An 18,532-nucleotide genomic window follows, 5' to 3' on the forward strand; every position below is an offset into this window, starting at 1 on the left:
ATCGGACAAGCCCTGGCTCGGAGCGGTGACACCTACGGCATCCTGGCTCTAGTCCTGCCCTGGGGCCTATGGCTACTGAAGGAAGGACACAGGGCGGCCTTCTGGCATCTCACCGCCGGCCTGGTCGGCATTGCCCTGCTCAACACCCTCGGAAAGACGCTGATCGGGCGTGAGCGTCCCGACCTTCCCGCGCATCTCGTCGACTCCTTCGCCTATCCCAGTGCCCATGTGTCCGCCACCGTCGTGGTCGTGGGGCTGGCCGCGGCCTTCATCGGCCAGGAAGTCCCCCGTCACCGCGGGCACGGGGTCTACTGGGTCGCCATTCTGATGACGATGTTGATGGCCTCGTCGCGCCTGGTCATCGGGGTTCACTGGTTCAGTGACCTGGTCGGGGGTGCCCTGCTCGGCCTGGTGGTCTGCGCCCTGGTCCGTCTGTCCTGGCAAGAGTCTCACCGGGAGCCGTTGAGCCCCTGCCCTGCCGCATGGCTGGCCGGTGCCTCGCTGATCCTGGTCGCCGCGCGGCTGGTCTGGTTGCCACCTATCTAGCGCCTACCCCAGTGCCAGCCAGAGGCCCACGCCGACCATCAGCGACCCGGCGATGCGGTTGAGCAGGCGCACCTTGTCACGCTCACCGAGCAGGCGTCGCAGGGTACGACCGCCGGCGGCGTAGAGCAGCAGGCAGAGAAACTCGATAGTCAGGATCATGGCGACCAGAACCAGAAGCTGACCGACCATCCCCCGGGAGGCATCGAGAAAGGGGGGCAGCAGGGCCACGAAGAAGGCCCAGCCCTTGGGGTTGGCAATGGCCGTGACGAAGCCCTGGATGACCAGATGACGTCGCGAGGCCCTCGGCAAGGTGACGTCCCCTGCGGGAATGGCCATGCGTCCCCGGGAATGCCACATCATCACACCCAGGTAAGCGAGGTAGGCCCCGCCAACCCACTTGAAGATCGCGAACAGCTCCGGCTGGCGTAGCATCAGGGCCGCGACCCCGGCACCCGCCGCCACGGCCACCAGTCCCACGCCCACCAGTTCTCCGACCATCATCCAAATGGTCCGTCGAACGCCCTGGGTCATGCCCAGGACCATCGAAAGCGTCATGCACAGACCGGGTGTCAGGGAAACAAGCAGGAAGGTCGGAATGAAGACCGACAAAACGGCCGGGCTGATCACGACTCTCCCCAGCGGGGCATCAGGCGGTGCTCGATCCCCAACTGGTTGAGGATCCGCGCGACGATGAAGTCGATCAGGTCATCGACGCAGGTCGGCCGGTGGTAGAAACCCGGGGCGGCCGGCAGGATCACCGCACCCATCCGCGTCAAGGAAAGCATGTGTTCCAGGTGAATCGCCGAGAATGGCGCCTCACGGGGGACCAGAATCAGGCGACGCCGTTCCTTGAGCGCCACATCCGCAGCGCGTTCGATGAGGTTGTTGCTGGCACCGCAGGCCACCGCCGACAGGGTCCCCGTCGAACAGGGGCATATCACCATGGCCGAGGGTGCACCGGAGCCCGATGCCACCGGGGCCATCCAGTCTTCGCGGCCGAAGCAGCGAATCTGGCCCTGGGCGGCACCGCTTCGCCGGGTCAGTTCCTGGGCCAGGCGATCGGGACGCGCCGGCAGCTCGATATCGGTTTCGGTAGCGATCACTAGATGCGCCGCCTTTGAGACCATCGTCCATACCTGGTGGTCGGCCGCCACCAGGGCCTCGATCAGGCGCAAGCCGTACTGGGCGCCCGAGGCACCGGTCAGGGCCACGGTCACCGGTGGTTTGAAGTCGGCTGTTGACAGGGATTCAGCCATGGGCCGCCTCCAGGGCCGCCAGCAGCTTCTCGTGGATGCCACCGAAGCCGCCATTGGACATCACCACGATACGATCCAGGGGACGCGCCTCGGCCACCAGGGCTGCCACCAGTGCATCGAGGTCATCCGACTGGTTCGCCGGGATCGCACTCGCGGCGAGGATCGGGGCAAGCGACCAGTCGAGGCCCGGCGGCTGGAACCACCAGGCGGCATCTGCCGAAGCTACACTGGCCGCCAGGCGGTCGCGCAGTGTACCCAGGCGCATGGTGTTGGAGCGGGGTTCGATCACGGCCAGCAGCCGGCCTCGCGGGGTAGCCGCTCGCAACCCCTCCAGGGTCGCGGTAATCGCCGTGGGATGATGGGCGAAATCATCGATGACCTGGATACCCGCCACCTCTCCCCGCAATTCCTGACGCCGCCGCGGCGTCGCGAAGCGGGCCAGCGCCGCGCATCCCCGGGCCAGATCGACACCCAGCAGACGCGCCGCCGCCAGGGCCCCCAGGGCATTACGAGCGTTGTAGGCACCGGTCAATGGCCAGTCAACCACGGCATCCTCGTCGACCCGGCCCTCCCGGTGAATGACCCGAAATCGTGAGGCGTCCTCCCGCTCCAGCACCAGTCGCCAGGCGCTGTCTTCCCGGGTGCCGAAACGCCCGACCGGGGTCCAGCACCCCATCTCCAGCACTCGCTCCAGCGCCGGCTCTCCATCGCCTGCCAGAAGGTGGCCGCTACCGGGCACGGTTCGCACCAGATGGTGGAACTGCCGCTCGATTGCCGCCAGATCGGGAAAGATGTCGGCATGATCGAATTCGAGGTTGGCCAGAACGGCGGTCCAGGGGCGGTAATGCACGAACTTGGAGCGCTTGTCGAAGAAGGCCGTATCGTATTCATCGGCTTCCACCACGAAGGGAGCATCCGGGTCACCCAGGCGAGCGGATATCCCGAAGTTGCGCGGCACTCCGCCGATCAGGAAACCGGGGGCCAGACCGGCGGATTCCAGCAACCAGGCCAGCAGGCTCGCCGTGGTGGTCTTGCCATGGGTCCCGGCCACGGCAATCACTCGCCGCCCGGGCAGGACATGATCGGCCAGCCATTCGGGGCCGGAGACATAGGGCAGGCCGGCATCCAGCACCGCCTCGACTTCGGGATTGCCACGGGACAGGGCATTGCCGATGACCACAAGATCAGGCCGGGGATGGAGGTTCTCGGCGGTATAACCCTCGCAGAGGACGATGCCTGCCTCGACGAGCTGAGTGCTCATGGGCGGATACACATTGGCATCCGAGCCGCTGACAGCGAACCCCTGTTCCCTGGCCAGCAAGGCCAGACTGCCCATGAAGGTACCGCAGATGCCGAGAATATGAAGATGCATGCTCTCTCCGATGGGCGCTTGCCGGGGAAGACGCGAGACTAGCATGCTGCCGGAGCCCGGCTCCAGCACCCTGCTGCCCTGCCAAGCCCCCGCCCGGATGCAGGCAAGGTCGCATTCGGCTAGAATCACGAGTCCTTTACCACCCTCGACGAGACCCGGAGCGGAATAGCCCCATGGCCCAGCACAATGCCTTCTACGCCCAGTCGGGCGGTGTCACCGCCGTGATCAACGCCAGCGCCTGTGGCGTCGTTCAGGCCTGCCGTCGCCATGCGGATCAGATCGGCAAGGTCTATGCCGGTCACAACGGCATCATCGGCGCCCTGACCGAGGACCTGATCGACGTGAGTCACGAGTCGGACGAGACCATCGAGGCACTTCGCCACACGCCGGGCGGCGCCTTTGGCTCCTGCCGCTACAAGCTCAAGGACATCGAGACCCATCGAACCCAGTACGAGCGCCTGATCGAAGTCTTCAGGGCCCATGACATCCGCTACTTCTTCTACAACGGCGGTGGCGACAGCGCCGACACCTGCCTGAAGGTCTCGCAGCTTTCCGAGCGCCTCGGCTACCCCCTCACCGCCATCCACGTGCCCAAGACCGTGGACAACGACCTGCCCATCACCGACAACTCACCCGGCTTCGGCAGCGTCGCCAAGTACATCGCCACCTCCACCTTGGAAGCCTCCCTGGACATCGCCTCCATGTGCGCGACCTCCACCAAGGTCTTCGTCCTCGAGGTGATGGGTCGCCACGCGGGCTGGATCGCCGCCGCCGGCGCCCTGGCCGGAAACGGCGAGGGCGATCCTCCCCATCTGGTGATCTTCCCCGAGATCGCCTTCGATCGCGCCAGGGTGATGGCGCGTGTCGAAGAGGCCGTAAAAGCCTATGGCTACTGTGTGATCGTGGTCTCGGAGGGCGCCATCTACGAGGACGGCACCTTCCTCGCCGATTCCGGCAACACCGATGCCTTCGGCCACCGGCAACTGGGTGGCGTCGCCCCCACCCTGGCCGGCATGGTCAAGCAGGACCTGGGCTACAAGTACCATTGGGCGGTCGCGGACTACCTGCAGCGCGCCGCCCGACACCTGGCCTCGAGGACCGATGTGGAACAGGCCTATGCCGTCGGCGAGAAGGCCGTGGAACTGGCCATCGCCGGGAAGAACGCCATGATGCCGACCATCAAGCGCGTCACTGACGCCCCCTACGAATGGCGCATCGAGGCAGCCCCCCTGTTCGAAGTGGCCAACCGCGAGAAATTGATGCCCCGGGAGTTCATCCGTGAGGACGGATTCGGCATCACCGAGTCCTGCCGACGCTATCTGTCGCCGTTGATCCAGGGCGAGGACTACCCTCCCTTCGACAACGGCCTGCCCCGAGTCGCGAAGCTCGTCAAGCATCGCGTCGAGCGCAAGCTGCCCGACTTCAAGATTTAATCAGGGTAATGTCCTATCTCAGCAACCAGGAAAGCACCAGCAGCAGAAGCAGAATCCCCGCCACCCCCTGCCAGAAGTTGGACGGCTCGCGGAGCAATCGTGAGCCGGCCCCTCGGCTGTGTTCTCCCCGGTCTCCCCGGAGAGGCCGACGCAGGGCGTGCAGGAATTCCGACATGCGCCGGAAGCGCAGCGCCCGCTGGGGATCCAGGGCACGCCTCAGGGCCTCGTCGAGCGCCGGCGGCACCTCCGGGTTGCGCAGACGGGCACTCCGATAGGCTAGCTGTTCCAGATCGGTATGGCCGTGAAGCCGGTGGGGCGCCAGCGCATAGGGCAAGTCCCCGGTCAGCAGCCAGTAGACCGTCGAGGCCAGGGAATACTGGTCGCTGCGGCGACCCACGCTGTCATCCAGGGCGTACTCGGGCGCACTGTGTTCAGTAAGCCCTACCTGTCGAACCAGCTCCCGAGTGCGCTTGTGGCCGTCCACGTCGCGAAGGTGACAAGCGCTGAAATCTATCAGGAGCACCATGCCGTGGGTATCGATCAGGACATTTACCGGGTGGATCTGCTGATGCAGAACGTCGCGGTGATGCAGGGCCTGGACGGCCTTGCCAAGCTGGTTGGCGATATCCAGGCGTTGCGCCAGACTGGCCTGGGGATGCCGACGGGCCCAGTCGACCAGTGTCTCTCCCTCCACATAGGCCATCAGGTAGTAGAGAAAGTGACGCGGTCGCGGGGGCAGAACGATCCTGACCACGAAGGGTGACCTGACCCGCTCCACCACCCATTGCTGGAGCAGGAAGTGCTCCAGATAGACATTGCGGTTGGAGAGTTCCGGGCTGGGTGCCTTCATCACCATCTCCCGGTCAGTGTCGCGGTCACGCACCCGATAGACCCGCGAGTGCGCGGTCCGTGACATCACCGCCTGGACCTCCAGGCCATCCAGCCGGTCCCCAGGGACCAATTCCAGGGGGATGGGCAGGTCGCCATACAGCCGGTCGGGCTGATCCTTCTTCTCCTCGGGCAGCTGGTCGATGCGTACCAGCTGGAAACAGAACTGCTCGGCGCCGTATCCCCTGGCCTGGGCGCGCTGATCCGCTGCCCGGGCGAGTCGCTCGCAGGCAGCATCCAGATCGCTGGCGTCCTCGCGGATCAACTGGACATAGTCGGAGGGTAACAGGGTACCCTGGACGGCATGGGTAGTGAAAAGGAAGAGGTCACCCTGATTGAGCGGCATACGCAGGCAATCGATATCGATGTTGCCGTCCATGCCCAGGGCCCGGGAGGGGTAGCGATAGCCGCCCAGTTCGGTGACATGGTCCCGGGACAGCTGTTCGAACTCGGCGCCATGCAGACGAAAGACCAGCGTATCGCCCATGTGGAACAGGTGGGCCTCGCGACCGCGATAGACCATGACCGACAGGGAGGAGACGTAGTTGCCCTCGCGAAGAAGCTGGCTCTGGCTGAAGCTCCAGCCGTTCAGGGCATTCAGGACCCGAGTGGCCGATGTCTTGACATCCCAGTAGTCGGGGGTAGAGAAATAGTCGGACAGGAATCCGCGTACACTGAGGTCTCCTGCCTGCTTGGCGATGGCGTTACTCGAGGTCGAATCGCTGATCAGTGCGCAGGCACCCTTGGTGGACAAGAGCGGCGGTTCGGGGAAGCGCACCGACATCGAGCTGCGGTGGCGGCGTCGATCCGGGGCCACGAAGGCCTGACCATAACTCAACGACAACTGGGCAGAAGCCAAGTCAATCTCCTCACGACAGGATGGCGCGTCGGGCCCAGGCCGAGCCATTCCAACAGACGATCATGATACACGGCTCGACCCGTCCCGGGAGCTCTACCAAGGCCGCATGGCACCCCAGGCCTCTTTCGCGGCACCTCGACACCAAGGTTGCATTGGTAATCATACGGACGCCTCCTTATACTTGGCCGGATTTTTTTCGCCCACTCGAAACGTCAAACGAAGGTAGCCACAATGAACTTCGACAACATTCCCGCTGGCAAGGAACTCCCCAACGACGTCTACGTCGTCATCGAGATCCCGGCCAACCACGACCCGATCAAGTACGAGGTCAACAAAGACATGGGCGCCCTGATGGTCGATCGGTTCATGGCCACGCCGATGTTCTACCCGGCCAATTATGGCTTCATCCCCCACACCCTCGCCGATGATGGCGATGCCCTGGATGCGCTGGTGGTAACACCCTGCCCAGTGACCCCCGGCAGCATCATTCGCGCACGCCCGGTCGGCATCCTCAACATGACCGACGAGGCCGGTGAGGATGCCAAGCTGATCTGTGTCCCCCATCCTAAGCTCTCGAGCCTCTACGACGATGTCCATGAGGTAACCGACCTGCCCGAGCTGCTTCGCCAGCAGATCGCCCACTTCTTCGAGAACTACAAGGATCTCGAGAAGGGCAAGTGGGTCAAGGTGGAATCCTGGGATGGCGCCGAGGCGGCGCGCAAGGCCATCGAAAAGGCCGTGGCCGCCTACCAGAAGGCCTGATCATCCCTGATCCGGCACTCTGTGATCGGCGAGGTGTTGATCGGGACCCGAGCGGGAAGCGCTCAAGAGGACGGGGCCGGCGCCTCGAGGCGTTCGGACACTTCCCTGGCCAGGTCACGGGCACGCATCATATGGTTGGCCATCACCTGTGAATGGTTGGCAATGATCCCGAAACCCGAGCCATTGAGCACCATAGGGCTCCAGAGGCGGCGCTGGGTGCGCTCGAGTTCGGCGATCAACAGCTCCCATTGCGCCTGGACATCGCCATCCACCAGCGCATCCTGCTGATCACGGCGAACCGCCTCGAAGAAATGCACGAGGGCCCAGCCGCTACCCCGCGCCTCGTAGAAGATATCGTCCACTCTCAGTCGAGGCGTTCGCGGCGGCAACTGGTTGAGGTTCAGGTCGCCCAGTTGCTCGCGACTCGCCACACTGGACGAGAGGCGCCGTCCCAGATCATCCAGGCGCCCCGCCACCCGGTCGAGCCAGGCATCCAGGCCCGCCCCGGCGACGAACTCGGCGTCACCGGTCTCGGAAAGCGTCAGCAGGTAGCCGTCGAGGGCACCCAGTGCGCTTTCCAGCCGATCCTCGGTGGACGGCATTAACCAATCGCGGCTGTCGTCCCGCAATGACTCGCCGACCAGGTCCAGCGCGGGAACTGCCTCGCTTTCCATGAGCGGCAGCGAGTCGGCGAGGTCACGGGCCTGATTCAGGACGCCGAGCTCCCAATTGGGCATGTTGTCGAGCCAGAGACCCGGCGGCGCGAGATCATTGCGGACATAGCCGCCCGGCTTTTCCAGCAGCGTCGCCACCGTGGTGATCAGGGTCGCCGTAGTGACGGCGCCGCGGGAGGCCGGTTCGGCGGCCACCTGGCCACGGCGTTCGGCGGTGGCGCCTTCGACATCGAAGCGGGAAGGTTCAAGGCTCCACCAGGTGCTCAGTGCCAGGGTCGCCAGCAGATAGATCACCGCCAGCGCTAGTAGCGGTTTCCAGATCCAACCATAATCCGGGCGCTCCAGCGCTTCCGTCCTGCGGTTGCGCCGAGGGACGCGCTTCCCTGTCATCGCCATGGTCATGGTGTCCTGCAATGGGTGAGAATCAGGCAGCGCGACAATGGGGCGCAGCCACGGTCAACAGAGCAGGGTAGACTATGCCCGTCAAGGCTCTATCCTAACAGTCGACCGTCTGTCCTGTGGAACCATCGAGGTCTGCGGATGCCCTTGAAAGCGCCCTCGCCAGAGCGGGGCCATGTCCGGGGAAGGAATCGATCTTGAACTTGCGTCGTCTCATCTATCTGATTCTGTTGCTCTGTCTGCCAGTGAGCGGACAGGCTCAGTGGTTCTCGTCCAGTTCCTCCAACGATGCCTTCCTGCCGGTACTGGAGGCCTTCCAGCCCACTGCCTGGCACGACGGCGAGACCCTCTACGTGGGTATCGAGAATGCCGATGGCTACTATCTGTATCGCCACCGGTTCGCCGTGGAAACAGGCGACGCCGACGTCTCCCTGGGCGAGCTTCAGCTGCCACCCGGGGAGTTCAAGAGTGACGACTTCCTCGGCGACGTGTATGTCTTCTATGATCGCGTGGTCCTCGAGTTGCCGATCAACGAGGGTGCCGCCGGCCCATTTTCCCTCACCCTCGGCTTCCAGGGGTGTGCCGATGCCGGGCTCTGCTATCCTCCCGAGCGGGTTGACCTCGAGGCCGCCGAGCGCTCGACACCCGCGGCCTTCGTTGGCTGGAACGCCGATGACGTAAGCGCGGACAACGAAAGAGCCTCATCCAGCGAGATCGCCTCACCCTCCGCCCCCCAGAGCGAGGATGGCCGTTTCAGCGCCCTGATGAACCAGGCCAGCCTGCCGCTGATTCTGGGCCTGTTCTTCCTGGCGGGCCTGGGTCTCACCTTCACGCCATGCGTCCTGCCGATGATTCCCATTCTGTCGTCGATCATCGTCGGCCAGAACCCGGGGCGGCCGCGGGCCTTCGCTCTCTCGGCCAGCTATGTGGCCGGAATGTCACTGACCTATGCCGCGGTTGGCGTACTCATGGGACTCTTCGGGGCCGGCCTGAACCTCCAGGCACGTCTCCAGTCCGCCCCGGTGCTGATCGGCTTTGCCGTCCTATTCGCCCTCTTTGCCATGGCGATGTTCGGGACCTTCAGCCCGAGACTGTCTCCCGCCCTCGCGGGCCGGATCGACGCCTGGCAAGCACGGGCACAGCGCAGCGGACCGGCCGGCCTGGCGCTGGCGGGGGCGCTGTCGGTACTGGTGGTGTCACCCTGCGTCTCGGCCCCGCTGGCCGGAGCCCTGGTGTTCATCTCCACCAGCGGCGATGCCCTGATGGGCGGCGCCGCCCTGCTCGCTCTGAGCCTAGGCATGGGGGTACCGCTGATGGTCGTCGGCACCTTCGGCACCACCCTCTTGCCGAAAACCGGGGCCTGGATGAACGGCATCAAGATCGCCTTCGGTATACTGCTCCTGGGGGTCGCGATCTGGCTCATCGAGCGCCTGGTGGCGCCTTCGGTCGCCCTGCTGCTCTGGGCGGGCCTGGCCATCGGCAGCGCCCTGGCACTGGGGGCACTCACGGTTAACCAGCCAGCAGGATGGCCACGAGTCCGGCAGGCCGCCGGCGTCCTGCTGCTGACCTGGGGCCTAGCCCTGGTGCTCGGGGCTGCCGCCGGTGGCCAGGACCCCCTTCGCCCCCTGGCGGGCATCGTCGGAAACGACGCAACCGACACCCCGGCGCCGCCCGAGATCACCACCGTCAGTAACATGGACGATTTCGAAGCGGCACTCGCGCGAGCCTCGCAAGCCAATCGCCCCGCCTTCGTGCACGTCACCGCCGACTGGTGCATTTCCTGCAAGGTGATGGAACGCCAGGTCTACCCGACACCTGAAGTGGCCGAGCCCCTCTCGGCCTTCGCCCGCATCGATCTCGACGTCACCGAGACGAACGAGGACAGCCGTGCTCTGCTGGACCACTTCGAGCTCTTCGGCCCGCCCAGCCTGCTCTTCTTCGACGAGCGCCGGGAACTTCGCCAGGCCCGGATCCAGGGGGAGGTCCGTGCACCCGCCCTGGCCAACCACCTCGAGTCATTGCTCGAGTGGTTGAAAACCGAGCGAAGCTGACCCCGACGGGCACAATCGAACACTGTTTCCACTGGCTGGACTTACCGCTGGATTTTCGGCACACTTCGCTTTACTTCGTAATCAAGGCCAGTTTTGGCGAAAAGCGTCGCCATCTTGCCGCGATCCATCGCAAGTTGGCTCGGGACGACACGCCCCTGCCAACCGCCAATCACCGAGACCCATCGATCGAGACAGAATCATGGACATCCGCAAGGTAAAGAAGCTGATCGAGCTGCTTGAAGAATCCAATATCAGCGAAATCGAGATCCAGGAAGGCGAGGAATCGGTGCGCATCAGCCGTAATCCTGACGGGACGAACTGGCAGCCCCCGACGCCACAGTACCACCCCGCCCCGAGCCAGCCGTCTCCTGCGCCCCAGCCGAGTGCACCTGCCGAGGAGCCCCCCCCGGATTATCAGGACAGGGCCCTGACCTCGCCCATGGTGGGCACCTTCTATCGATCACCCGCCCCCGGCTCGAAGCCCTTCGTGGAGATCGGCTCAACGGTCAAGAAGGGCGACACCGTCTGCCTGGTCGAGGCCATGAAGATGATGAACCAGATCGAAGCCGACCGGGATGGCGTGATCGAAGCCTTCCTGATCGAGGATGGCGAGCCGGTCGAATTCGACCAGCCACTAATGATCATCGCCTGACGTATCCGACGTCCTCCATCAACCGACATTGGCGAATTCAACATGCTGGACAAGGTTCTCATCGCCAATCGTGGCGAGATCGCCCTGCGTATCCTCCGGGCCTGCAAGGAACTGGGTATCAAGACGGTCGCGGTCCATTCCAAGGCCGACCGGGAGTTGATGCATGTGCGCCTGGCCGACGAGGCCGTGTGCATCGGCCCGGCGTCCTCGACGCTGTCCTATCTCAATATCCCCTCCCTGATCAGTGCCGCGGAGGTCACAGACGCTAGCGCCATTCATCCCGGCTATGGCTTTCTCTCGGAAAATGCCAACTTCGCCGAACAGGTGGAGCAGTCCGGTTTCGTCTTCATCGGTCCCCGCCCCGAGACCATCCGCCTGATGGGCGACAAGGTGAGTGCCATCGCGGCCATGAAGAAGGCCGGCGTCCCCACAGTTTCGGGTTCCGACGGCCCCCTGCCGGATGACGAGGGCGAGATCGTCGCCGTGGCCCGACGCATCGGCTATCCGGTCATCATCAAGGTGGCGGCCGGCGGCGGCGGTCGCGGCATGCGCGTGGTGCATACCGAGGCCCATCTGCTGTCGGCGGTCAACGTGACCCGTAACGAGGCCCATTCCTTCTTCGGCGACGGCACCGTCTACATGGAGAAGTTCCTGGAGAAACCGCGTCACGTGGAGGTGCAGGTTCTGGCCGACGGCCAGGGGCATGCCATTCATCTCTATGACCGCGACTGCTCCCTCCAGCGGCGTCACCAGAAGGTACTCGAGGAGGCCCCCGCGCCCATGCTCGAGCCCGAGGCGCGTGCCCGGGTGCTCGAGGCCTGTCGCGAGGCCTGCATCACCATCGACTATCGCGGCGCCGGTACCTTCGAATTCCTCTACGAGGACGGTGAGTTCTTCTTCATCGAGATGAATACCCGCGTCCAGGTCGAGCATCCCGTATCCGAGATGGTCACGGGTGTCGATATCGTCAAGGAACAGTTACGGATCGCCTCGGGCCTGCCGCTGTCGATCTCCCAGGAGGACATCAAGCTCAGCGGCCACGCTTTCGAGTGCCGTATCAATGCCGAGGATTCTCGAACCTTCATGCCCTCCCCCGGCAAGGTCAGCCTCTACCACTCGCCGGGCGGCCTGGGCGTACGCATGGATTCCCACCTCTACACGGGCTATACGGTACCGCCACATTACGATTCCCTTATCGGCAAGCTGATCACCTGGGGTGCCGACCGGGAAACGGCACTGACGCGGATGCGCAATGCCCTGGACGAGTTACTCGTGGAAGGCATCAAGACCAACATCGACCTGCACAAGGACCTGGTGCGCGACGGCTACTTCCAGCAGGGTGGCGTCAATATCCATTACCTGGAGAAGAAGCTGGGGCTGTAGCCTCTCTCCGACCGACCACGGACCCGCCCCATGCCCTGGCTACAACTCAAGGCGCAGATCGCCCCCGAACAGGCCGAGACCCTCGAAGAGCTGCTCCTCGCCGAGGGCGCGACCGCCATTACCCTCCAGGACGCCCACGACAAGCCCGTATTCGAACCCGAGCGCGGCACCACCCCGCTGTGGGAAGAAACGGTGCTTACCGGCCTCTACGATGACCTGGAGGGCATCGAGGCGATGCTCGACCGGCTGACGGCCGCCTGGGCCGAGTCGATGCCCGGTGAACCGACGCCGCAGATCGACTATGAGTTGATCGCCGACCGCGACTGGGAACGGGGATGGATGGAAGACTTCCAGCCACTGCGCATGGGACAACGCCTGTGGCTCGTGCCCAGCTGGCACGAGCCCCCCGACCTGGATGCCGTCAACCTGCACCTGGACCCCGGCCTGGCCTTCGGTACCGGCACCCACCCCACCACGGCACTCTGCCTGGAATGGCTCGACGGACTGGCAGTAGAAGGCAGCCTCCCGGACCGGAAGATTCTCGACATCGGCTGCGGTTCCGGCATCCTGGCCATCGCCGCCCTGAAACTGGGGGCGACTGGCGCCGTGGGCACGGATATCGACCCCCAGGCGCTGCAGGCCAGCCGCGACAATGCCCAGCGTAATGTCATTGCCGAAGACGCACTGCGACTCTGTTACCCCGAGCAGCTCGACGATGGGAACGTCTTCCCCATCGTGGTGGCCAACATCCTCGCCGGCCCGCTGATCGAACTCGCCCCGATGATCGCCGGCCATGTCGCCCCGGGTGGCCGACTCGTTCTTTCAGGCATTCTCGCCTCCCAGGCGGAAGACGTCCTCGAGGCCTACCATCATCAGGGCCTGGTCATGGAAGCGCCGGCGACCCGAGAGGGCTGGGTACGGTTGTCGGGACATCGCGCCGGTTGATCGAGACACTGGGCCGAGACCTTCACCATCATCCAGTCGCAGCGTATGATGTGATCCCTCTCAGGCTCATCGGATCATGCCATGCCAGACGCTCGCCCACTGCCCCGGATCGGTCGCCACCCCCTCCCCAACCGGGTGATCCTGGCGCCCATGGCAGGCGTCACCGACCGCCCCTTCCGCCGGCTGTGTCGCGAGCAGGGAGCCGGCCTGGTGGTAGGCGAGATGGTCACAGCCGACCCTGGCCTCTGGCACACCCGCAAGTCGCGACTGCGGATGGATCATCGCGGTGAACCCGGCCCTCGCTCGGTCCAGATCGCCGGGGGCGACGCCGCCATGCTGGCCGAAGCGGCCAGACGGAATGTCGCCATGGGGGCCGAGATTATCGACATCAACATGGAGTGCCCGGCCAAGAAAGTCTGCAACAAGGCCGCAGGATCGGCGCTGCTGCGAGACGAGGCCCTGGTAACCGAGATCCTCGAGGCGGTGGTGGCCGCAGTGCATGTCCCGGTGACGCTCAAGATCCGCACCGGCTGGTGTGCCGACAGCAACAACGGTGTGCGGGTGGCGCGCCTGGCCGAATCGGCCGGCATCCAGGCCCTGGCCGTACACGGCCGCCACCGCCAGCAGCGCTACACCGGCGAAGCGGAGTACGAGACCATCGCCGCCATCAAGGCCGCCGTCGAAATCCCGGTGTTCGCCAACGGCGATATCGATTCCCCCGAGAAGGCCACCCGAATCTTCGACTATACTGGGGCGGATGCCGTGATGATCGGGCGTGGCGCACAGGGAAATCCCTGGATCTTCGGCGAGATCGACCACTACCTGCAACATGGCGAACACCGGGCGCCACCGAGCGACCGGGAACGCGCCAGGGTCTTGCATCAGCATCTCGCCGACCTGCATGATTTCTATGGTCAGCCCATGGGCGTACGCATCGCCCGCAAGCATCTAGGCTGGTACCTGAACGGCGATTCTCGCCTCACCGAGAGTGATCGCCGCCGACTCAAGGCCGAGTTCAACGGTCTCGAGGCACCAGCCACCCAGTATCGCTTCATCGTCAAGCTGTTGAGTCACGACTTCACCCAGGCCGCCTCTGGAGCGGCCAGGCCCGTGTCATCGGATGGAACCAGTGCCGCATGAACAGCCAGATCTTTCCACAGAATCCCCAAGTAGTGGGAGGAGAAATGCCTCCCGACAGTGAGGTTTCCGGACTGACGCCACTGCAAACCGATCCCGGTCCGGACGCCATGCAAGAGCTCCCGCTACGCGAGGCCGTCAATCTCGCCATGCGACGCTACTTCGACCATCTCGATGGCGGCGATGTCACCGGCCTGCACGCCATGGTCATCGCCGAGGTCGAGGCACCGTTGCTTGCCTCGGTGCTCGAGCATAGCGAAGGCAATCAGACCCGTGCCGCCGAGATCCTGGGGCTCAATCGGGGCACCCTGCGCAAGAAACTCAAGCACTATGGCCTGATCTGACCCGGGGCGTCCGCGAGGCTCCCGTCGCGTTTTCGACCCTTTTCCCTCCAGACCAGAGAGACTTCAATGGCCAACGCCTCCATCCCCTCGGTTCGCCGAGCCCTGATCAGTGTTTCCGACAAGACCGGCATCGTCGACTTCGCCCGAGGCCTCGTCGCACAGGGTATCGAACTGCTCTCCACCGGCGGCACCTTTCGCCTGCTCGAGGAGAACGGCATCGCGGTCACCGAAGTATCGGAACACACCGGCTTTCCCGAGATCATGGACGGCCGCGTCAAGACCCTTCACCCCAGGATTCACGGCGGCATCCTGGGTCGCCGCGGCAAGGATGATGCCGTCATGGCCAAGCATGACATCCCCCCCATTGACATGGTGGTGGTCAACCTCTACCCCTTCGTCCAGACAGTCTCCAAGCCCGACTGCACCCTCGAGGAGGCCATCGAGAACATCGACATCGGCGGCCCGACGATGGTGCGCGCCTGCGCCAAGAATCATGCCTATACCACCATCGTGGTGGATGCCGACGACTACGCTCGGGTGCTCGCGGAGATCGCCGACAAGGACGGTGCCGTGTCCGACGCGACCCGCTTCGACCTGGCGGTGAAGGCCTTCGAGCATACCGCCGGCTACGACGCCGCCATCGCCGACTACCTGGGCCAGCGGGTCCCGGGGGGCGAGGATGGCTTTCCACGAACCTACAACCTGCAGTTCCACAAGAAGCAGGCCATGCGCTACGGCGAGAACCCACACCAGAATGCCGCCTTCTATGCCGACGCCGATGCCAGCGAGGCCGGCGTGGCTACCGCCACCCAATTACAGGGCAAGGCACTCTCCTACAACAACGTCGCCGACACCGATGCCGCCTTCGAGTGCGTCAAGGCCTTCACCGAGACCGCCTGCGTGATCGTCAAGCACGCCAACCCCTGCGGCGTGGCGGTGGGTGAAAGCGCGCGACAGGCCTACGACAAGGCCTTCGCCACCGACCCGACCAGTGCCTTCGGCGGCATCATCGCCTTCAATGTCCCGCTGGATGCCGAGACCGCCCGCGCCATCATCGCCCGTCAATTCGTCGAGGTGATCATCGCGCCGGGAATCGACGAGGAGGCCCGATCCATCATCGCCGAGAAGCAGAACGTTCGCCTGCTGGACGTCGGCGCACACTGGCCGGGCGAGCGAGGGTATGCCCATGACATCAAGCGGGTCACTGGCGGACTGCTGGTACAAGACCGTGATCTGGGCATGGTCGGCCGCGACGAACTCACCGTGGTCACCGAGCGGATACCCACCGAGCAGGAGATGCGCGACCTGGCCTTCGCCTGGAAGGTGGCCAAGTACGTCAAGTCCAACGCCATCGTCTACGCCAAGGACGGCCGGACCATCGGCGTGGGTGCCGGCCAGATGAGCCGCGTCTACTCGGCGAAGATAGCCGGCATCAAGGCCGCCGACGAGGGCCTCTCGGTACCCGGCTCGGTGATGGCCAGTGACGCCTTCTTCCCCTTCCGCGACGGCATCGACGCCGCCGCCGACGCCGGCATCGCCGCCGTCATCCAGCCCGGCGGCTCCATACGCGACCAGGAAGTCATCGACGCCGCCAACGAGGCGGGCATCGCCATGGTATTTACCGGGATGCGGCATTTCAGGCACTGAGCGCCGCGCGCCGCGCGCCGCAGGATGATGTTGCCCACCTGGCAGACGTCAACAAGAAACCCCGCCGGAGGCATTCCGACGGGGTTTCCTTGTTTCTTTCCCCGACACCCGCCGCCCGTCACGGAGCAGCTGGGCGCCGGGCGCTAGGCGGTGCTCGAAGGGCGCTGGCGCTATCCAAGGTCAATACAGAGGTACTTGGTCTCCAGGAACTCGTCCAGCCCCTGATGGCCGCCTTCGCGGCCCAAGCCCGAGGCCTTGACACCGCCGAAGGGCGCGGCGGCGTTGGAGATCAGGCCGGTATTGATGCCGACCATGCCGTATTCCAAAGCTTCCGACACGCGCCACACCCTGGCGAGGTCACGGGAATAGAAGTAGGAGGCCAGGCCGTATTCGGTGTCGTTGGCCATGGTGATGGCATCTTCCTCGTCATCGAAGGGGAAGACCGCGGCCAGGGGACCGAAGGTCTCCTCGTGAGCCACCATCATGCTGGCGTTGACGCTGCTGATCAGGGTCGGCGTGAAGAAGTTGCCCCCCAAGGGGTGCGGATGACCGCCGAGCAGGACCTGAGCACCGTGTCCCACGGCATCATGGACATGTTCACGGACCTTAATGACGGCATCCTGATCGATCAAGGGACCAATGTTGATGCCGGCTTCGGTACCATCGCCCACCTTGAGTTCGCTGTTCATGGCCACCGCCAGCTTCTCGCAGAAGGCGTTGACCACGCTGGACTGCACCAGGAAGCGGTTGGTGCAGACGCAGGTCTGGCCCGCATTGCGGAACTTGGCGGCCATGGCGCCTTCCACCGCCGCATCCAGATCGGCATCCTCGAAGACGATGAAGGGGGCATTGCCGCCGAGTTCCAGGGAGATCTTCTGGATGTTCTGGGCGGCCTGCGCCATCAGCGTGCGACCCACCTCGGTGGAGCCGGTGAAGGTGATCTTGCGCACCCTCTTTGACTCGGTGAGCGCGGCGGCGATCTCCGAGGCGCGACCGGGCACCACATTGAAGACGCCGCGAGGCACGCCGGCCCGTTCGGCCAACAGCGCCAGTGCCGTGGCCGAGAAAGGCGTCTGGCTGGCCGGCTTGACCACGATGGTACAACCAGCGGCCAGGGCGGCACCCGCCTTGCGCGTGATCATCGCCGCCGGGAAGTTCCAGGGCGTGATGGCACCCACCACTCCCACCGGCTGCTTGGTGACCACGATACGCTGGTTGGACTTGGCGGCCGGTACGGTCTCGCCATAGATGCGCCGGCCCTGCTCGGCAAACCAGCGCAGGAAACTGGCGGCATAGACGATTTCCCCGGCGGCTTCCTTGAGCGGCTTGCCCTGTTCATGGGTCATGATCATGGCCAGATCGTTCTGATGCTCGATCATGAGGTCATGCCATTTCATCAGGATATCGGCACGCTCCTGGGCGGTCAGTGCCTTCCAGGCCGGCAAGGCGGCATCGGCCGCGGCGATGGCGCGCTCCGTCTCGGCGCGTCCCAGGCGCGGCACGTTGCCCATGGTCTCGCCGGTGGCCGGATTGATGACATCGATCTGCTCACCGCTGTCCGCGGCGACCCAACTACCGTCGATATAGGCGAAGGGGCAATAGAGTTGTGTTTCCTTCAGGGCTTCCATCTTTGTCTCCAAGCCGTCCGAACGGCGCATTGCAGGTTTGCCCCCTATGCTACGCGCAAAGCCCGGGAGGCTCCAAGCTTCGTGAGCGTGAAACCCGGACCCAAAAACGGCTCAGCGGCCGCGTCGAGCATCCCGGGCCGCCGACAGGGTGATCGAGACCGAATCGGCGAAGCGCAAGGCGTAGGGCTTGTCGATTTCCACCTGGGCGGTCAGCACCGGCTCATGGGCCATAATCAGGTCGAGCACCTCGCGGGTCATGCGCTCGAGGAGCAGGAAGCGATTGTCCTCCACATGGGCAATCACCTCCTTGGTAATGGTGCGATAGTTGAGGGCCTGCTCGATATGATTGAAGGCCACCGCCCTGTCGGTGTGATACCGGATCACGGCATTGATCACCACATCCTGACGGTTGCGGATCTCGTCTTCCTTGATGCCGATATGGGTACGCAGACGCAGGTTCTTGATGCGTATCACCGCCAGATCGTTGTCGGGGTGGGGGTCATCGGTTCCATGAAGGGGCATCACGGGCTCCATCAGCGGGCGTTGACCAGGGTGA

At 64.5% G+C, this 18,532-nt stretch carries 17 protein-coding genes; 10 read left to right on the plus strand and 7 right to left on the minus strand.

The annotated features are described in order from the left end of the window. Window positions 1-546: phosphatase PAP2 family protein (locus ACESMD_RS12075; RefSeq protein ID WP_372613487.1), on the plus strand; the 546-nt coding region annotated here is incomplete at its 5' end. A 3-nt stretch (window positions 547-549) separates the two neighbouring features. Here ACESMD_RS12075 and ACESMD_RS12080 read toward each other — a convergent pair. From ACESMD_RS12080 to mpl, 3 genes are read right to left on the minus strand one after another with little or no spacing between them, the layout of a single operon-like run. Beyond that, on the minus strand, window positions 550-1,173 hold the full coding sequence (locus tag ACESMD_RS12080) for a LysE family translocator (protein WP_372613489.1): 624 nt from the start codon (window positions 1,171-1,173) through the stop codon (window positions 550-552). Further along, window positions 1,170-1,802, minus strand: a complete 633-nt coding sequence (locus tag ACESMD_RS12085) for a flavin prenyltransferase UbiX (RefSeq protein WP_372613491.1) — start codon at window positions 1,800-1,802, stop codon at window positions 1,170-1,172. Before ACESMD_RS12085 ends, ACESMD_RS12080 begins: the two co-directional genes overlap by 4 nt. After that, window positions 1,795-3,174, minus strand: coding sequence for a UDP-N-acetylmuramate:L-alanyl-gamma-D-glutamyl-meso-diaminopimelate ligase (mpl, locus tag ACESMD_RS12090; RefSeq protein ID WP_372613493.1), 1,380 nt, complete (start codon window positions 3,172-3,174; stop codon window positions 1,795-1,797). Before mpl ends, ACESMD_RS12085 begins: the two co-directional genes overlap by 8 nt. 173 nt (window positions 3,175-3,347) lie before the next feature. Between mpl and ACESMD_RS12095 the strand changes: the two genes are divergently transcribed. Continuing rightward, entirely contained in the window at window positions 3,348-4,607 is a 1,260-nt protein-coding gene (locus ACESMD_RS12095) for a 6-phosphofructokinase (RefSeq protein WP_372613495.1), read from the plus strand. A gap of 13 nt (window positions 4,608-4,620) precedes the next feature. Here the strand turns inward: ACESMD_RS12095 and ACESMD_RS12100 are convergent, their stop codons facing one another. Further along, on the minus strand, window positions 4,621-6,354 hold the full coding sequence (locus ACESMD_RS12100) for a protein kinase (RefSeq protein ID WP_372613497.1): 1,734 nt from the start codon (window positions 6,352-6,354) through the stop codon (window positions 4,621-4,623). Window positions 6,355-6,585: 231 nt separating this feature from the next. On the opposite strand from ACESMD_RS12100, the gene ppa reads away from it, so the two are divergent. Then, on the plus strand, window positions 6,586-7,116 hold the full coding sequence (gene ppa / locus ACESMD_RS12105) for an inorganic diphosphatase (protein WP_372613499.1): 531 nt from the start codon (window positions 6,586-6,588) through the stop codon (window positions 7,114-7,116). Window positions 7,117-7,178: 62 nt separating this feature from the next. Here ppa and ACESMD_RS12110 read toward each other — a convergent pair whose 3' ends face one another. Next, window positions 7,179-8,186 carry a DUF2333 family protein gene (locus ACESMD_RS12110; protein WP_372613501.1) on the minus strand — a complete coding sequence of 336 codons (1,008 nt, stop codon included), beginning with the start codon at window positions 8,184-8,186 and terminating at the stop codon, window positions 7,179-7,181. Window positions 8,187-8,383: 197 nt separating this feature from the next. Between ACESMD_RS12110 and dsbD the strand changes: the two genes are divergently transcribed. The 7 genes from dsbD (at window position 8,384) to purH (ending at window position 16,348) form a co-directional block, all read left to right on the plus strand. Then, window positions 8,384-10,240, plus strand: a complete 1,857-nt coding sequence (dsbD, locus tag ACESMD_RS12115; RefSeq protein WP_372613515.1) for a protein-disulfide reductase DsbD — start codon at window positions 8,384-8,386, stop codon at window positions 10,238-10,240. Window positions 10,241-10,439: 199 nt separating this feature from the next. After that, window positions 10,440-10,892, plus strand: coding sequence for an acetyl-CoA carboxylase biotin carboxyl carrier protein (accB, locus tag ACESMD_RS12120; protein ID WP_372613503.1), 453 nt, complete (start codon window positions 10,440-10,442; stop codon window positions 10,890-10,892). A gap of 42 nt (window positions 10,893-10,934) precedes the next feature. Next, window positions 10,935-12,275 (plus strand): acetyl-CoA carboxylase biotin carboxylase subunit, encoded by a 1,341-nt coding sequence (gene accC / locus ACESMD_RS12125; protein WP_372613505.1) that lies wholly within the window; start codon window positions 10,935-10,937, stop codon window positions 12,273-12,275. A gap of 30 nt (window positions 12,276-12,305) precedes the next feature. Then, on the plus strand, window positions 12,306-13,220 hold the full coding sequence (gene prmA / locus ACESMD_RS12130) for a 50S ribosomal protein L11 methyltransferase (RefSeq protein WP_372613507.1): 915 nt from the start codon (window positions 12,306-12,308) through the stop codon (window positions 13,218-13,220). Between the two features lie 81 nt (window positions 13,221-13,301). After that, entirely contained in the window at window positions 13,302-14,360 is a 1,059-nt protein-coding gene (gene dusB / locus ACESMD_RS12135; RefSeq protein ID WP_372613509.1) for a tRNA dihydrouridine synthase DusB, read from the plus strand. 107 nt (window positions 14,361-14,467) lie between these two features. Further along, the gene (gene fis / locus ACESMD_RS12140; RefSeq protein WP_372613517.1) at window positions 14,468-14,701 is read left to right on the plus strand and encodes a DNA-binding transcriptional regulator Fis; all 234 of its coding nucleotides are present in this window, start codon (window positions 14,468-14,470) and stop codon (window positions 14,699-14,701) included. A 66-nt stretch (window positions 14,702-14,767) separates the two neighbouring features. Further along, entirely contained in the window at window positions 14,768-16,348 is a 1,581-nt protein-coding gene (purH, locus tag ACESMD_RS12145) for a bifunctional phosphoribosylaminoimidazolecarboxamide formyltransferase/IMP cyclohydrolase (RefSeq protein ID WP_372613511.1), read from the plus strand. Between the two features lie 170 nt (window positions 16,349-16,518). Here purH and ACESMD_RS12150 read toward each other — a convergent pair whose 3' ends face one another. Together ACESMD_RS12150 and folX are read right to left on the minus strand one after the other, a co-directional pair. Next, window positions 16,519-17,976 (minus strand): NAD-dependent succinate-semialdehyde dehydrogenase, encoded by a 1,458-nt coding sequence (locus tag ACESMD_RS12150; RefSeq protein WP_372613513.1) that lies wholly within the window; start codon window positions 17,974-17,976, stop codon window positions 16,519-16,521. Window positions 17,977-18,087: 111 nt separating this feature from the next. Then, window positions 18,088-18,498: a dihydroneopterin triphosphate 2'-epimerase gene (folX, locus tag ACESMD_RS12155; RefSeq protein WP_372613519.1), complete on the minus strand. Its 411-nt coding sequence runs from the start codon at window positions 18,496-18,498 to the stop codon at window positions 18,088-18,090. Window positions 18,499-18,532: the final 34 nt, after the last annotated feature.

This window comes from Halomonas sp. (assembly GCF_041689495.1).
Taxonomy (GTDB): domain Bacteria; phylum Pseudomonadota; class Gammaproteobacteria; order Pseudomonadales; family Halomonadaceae; genus Halomonas.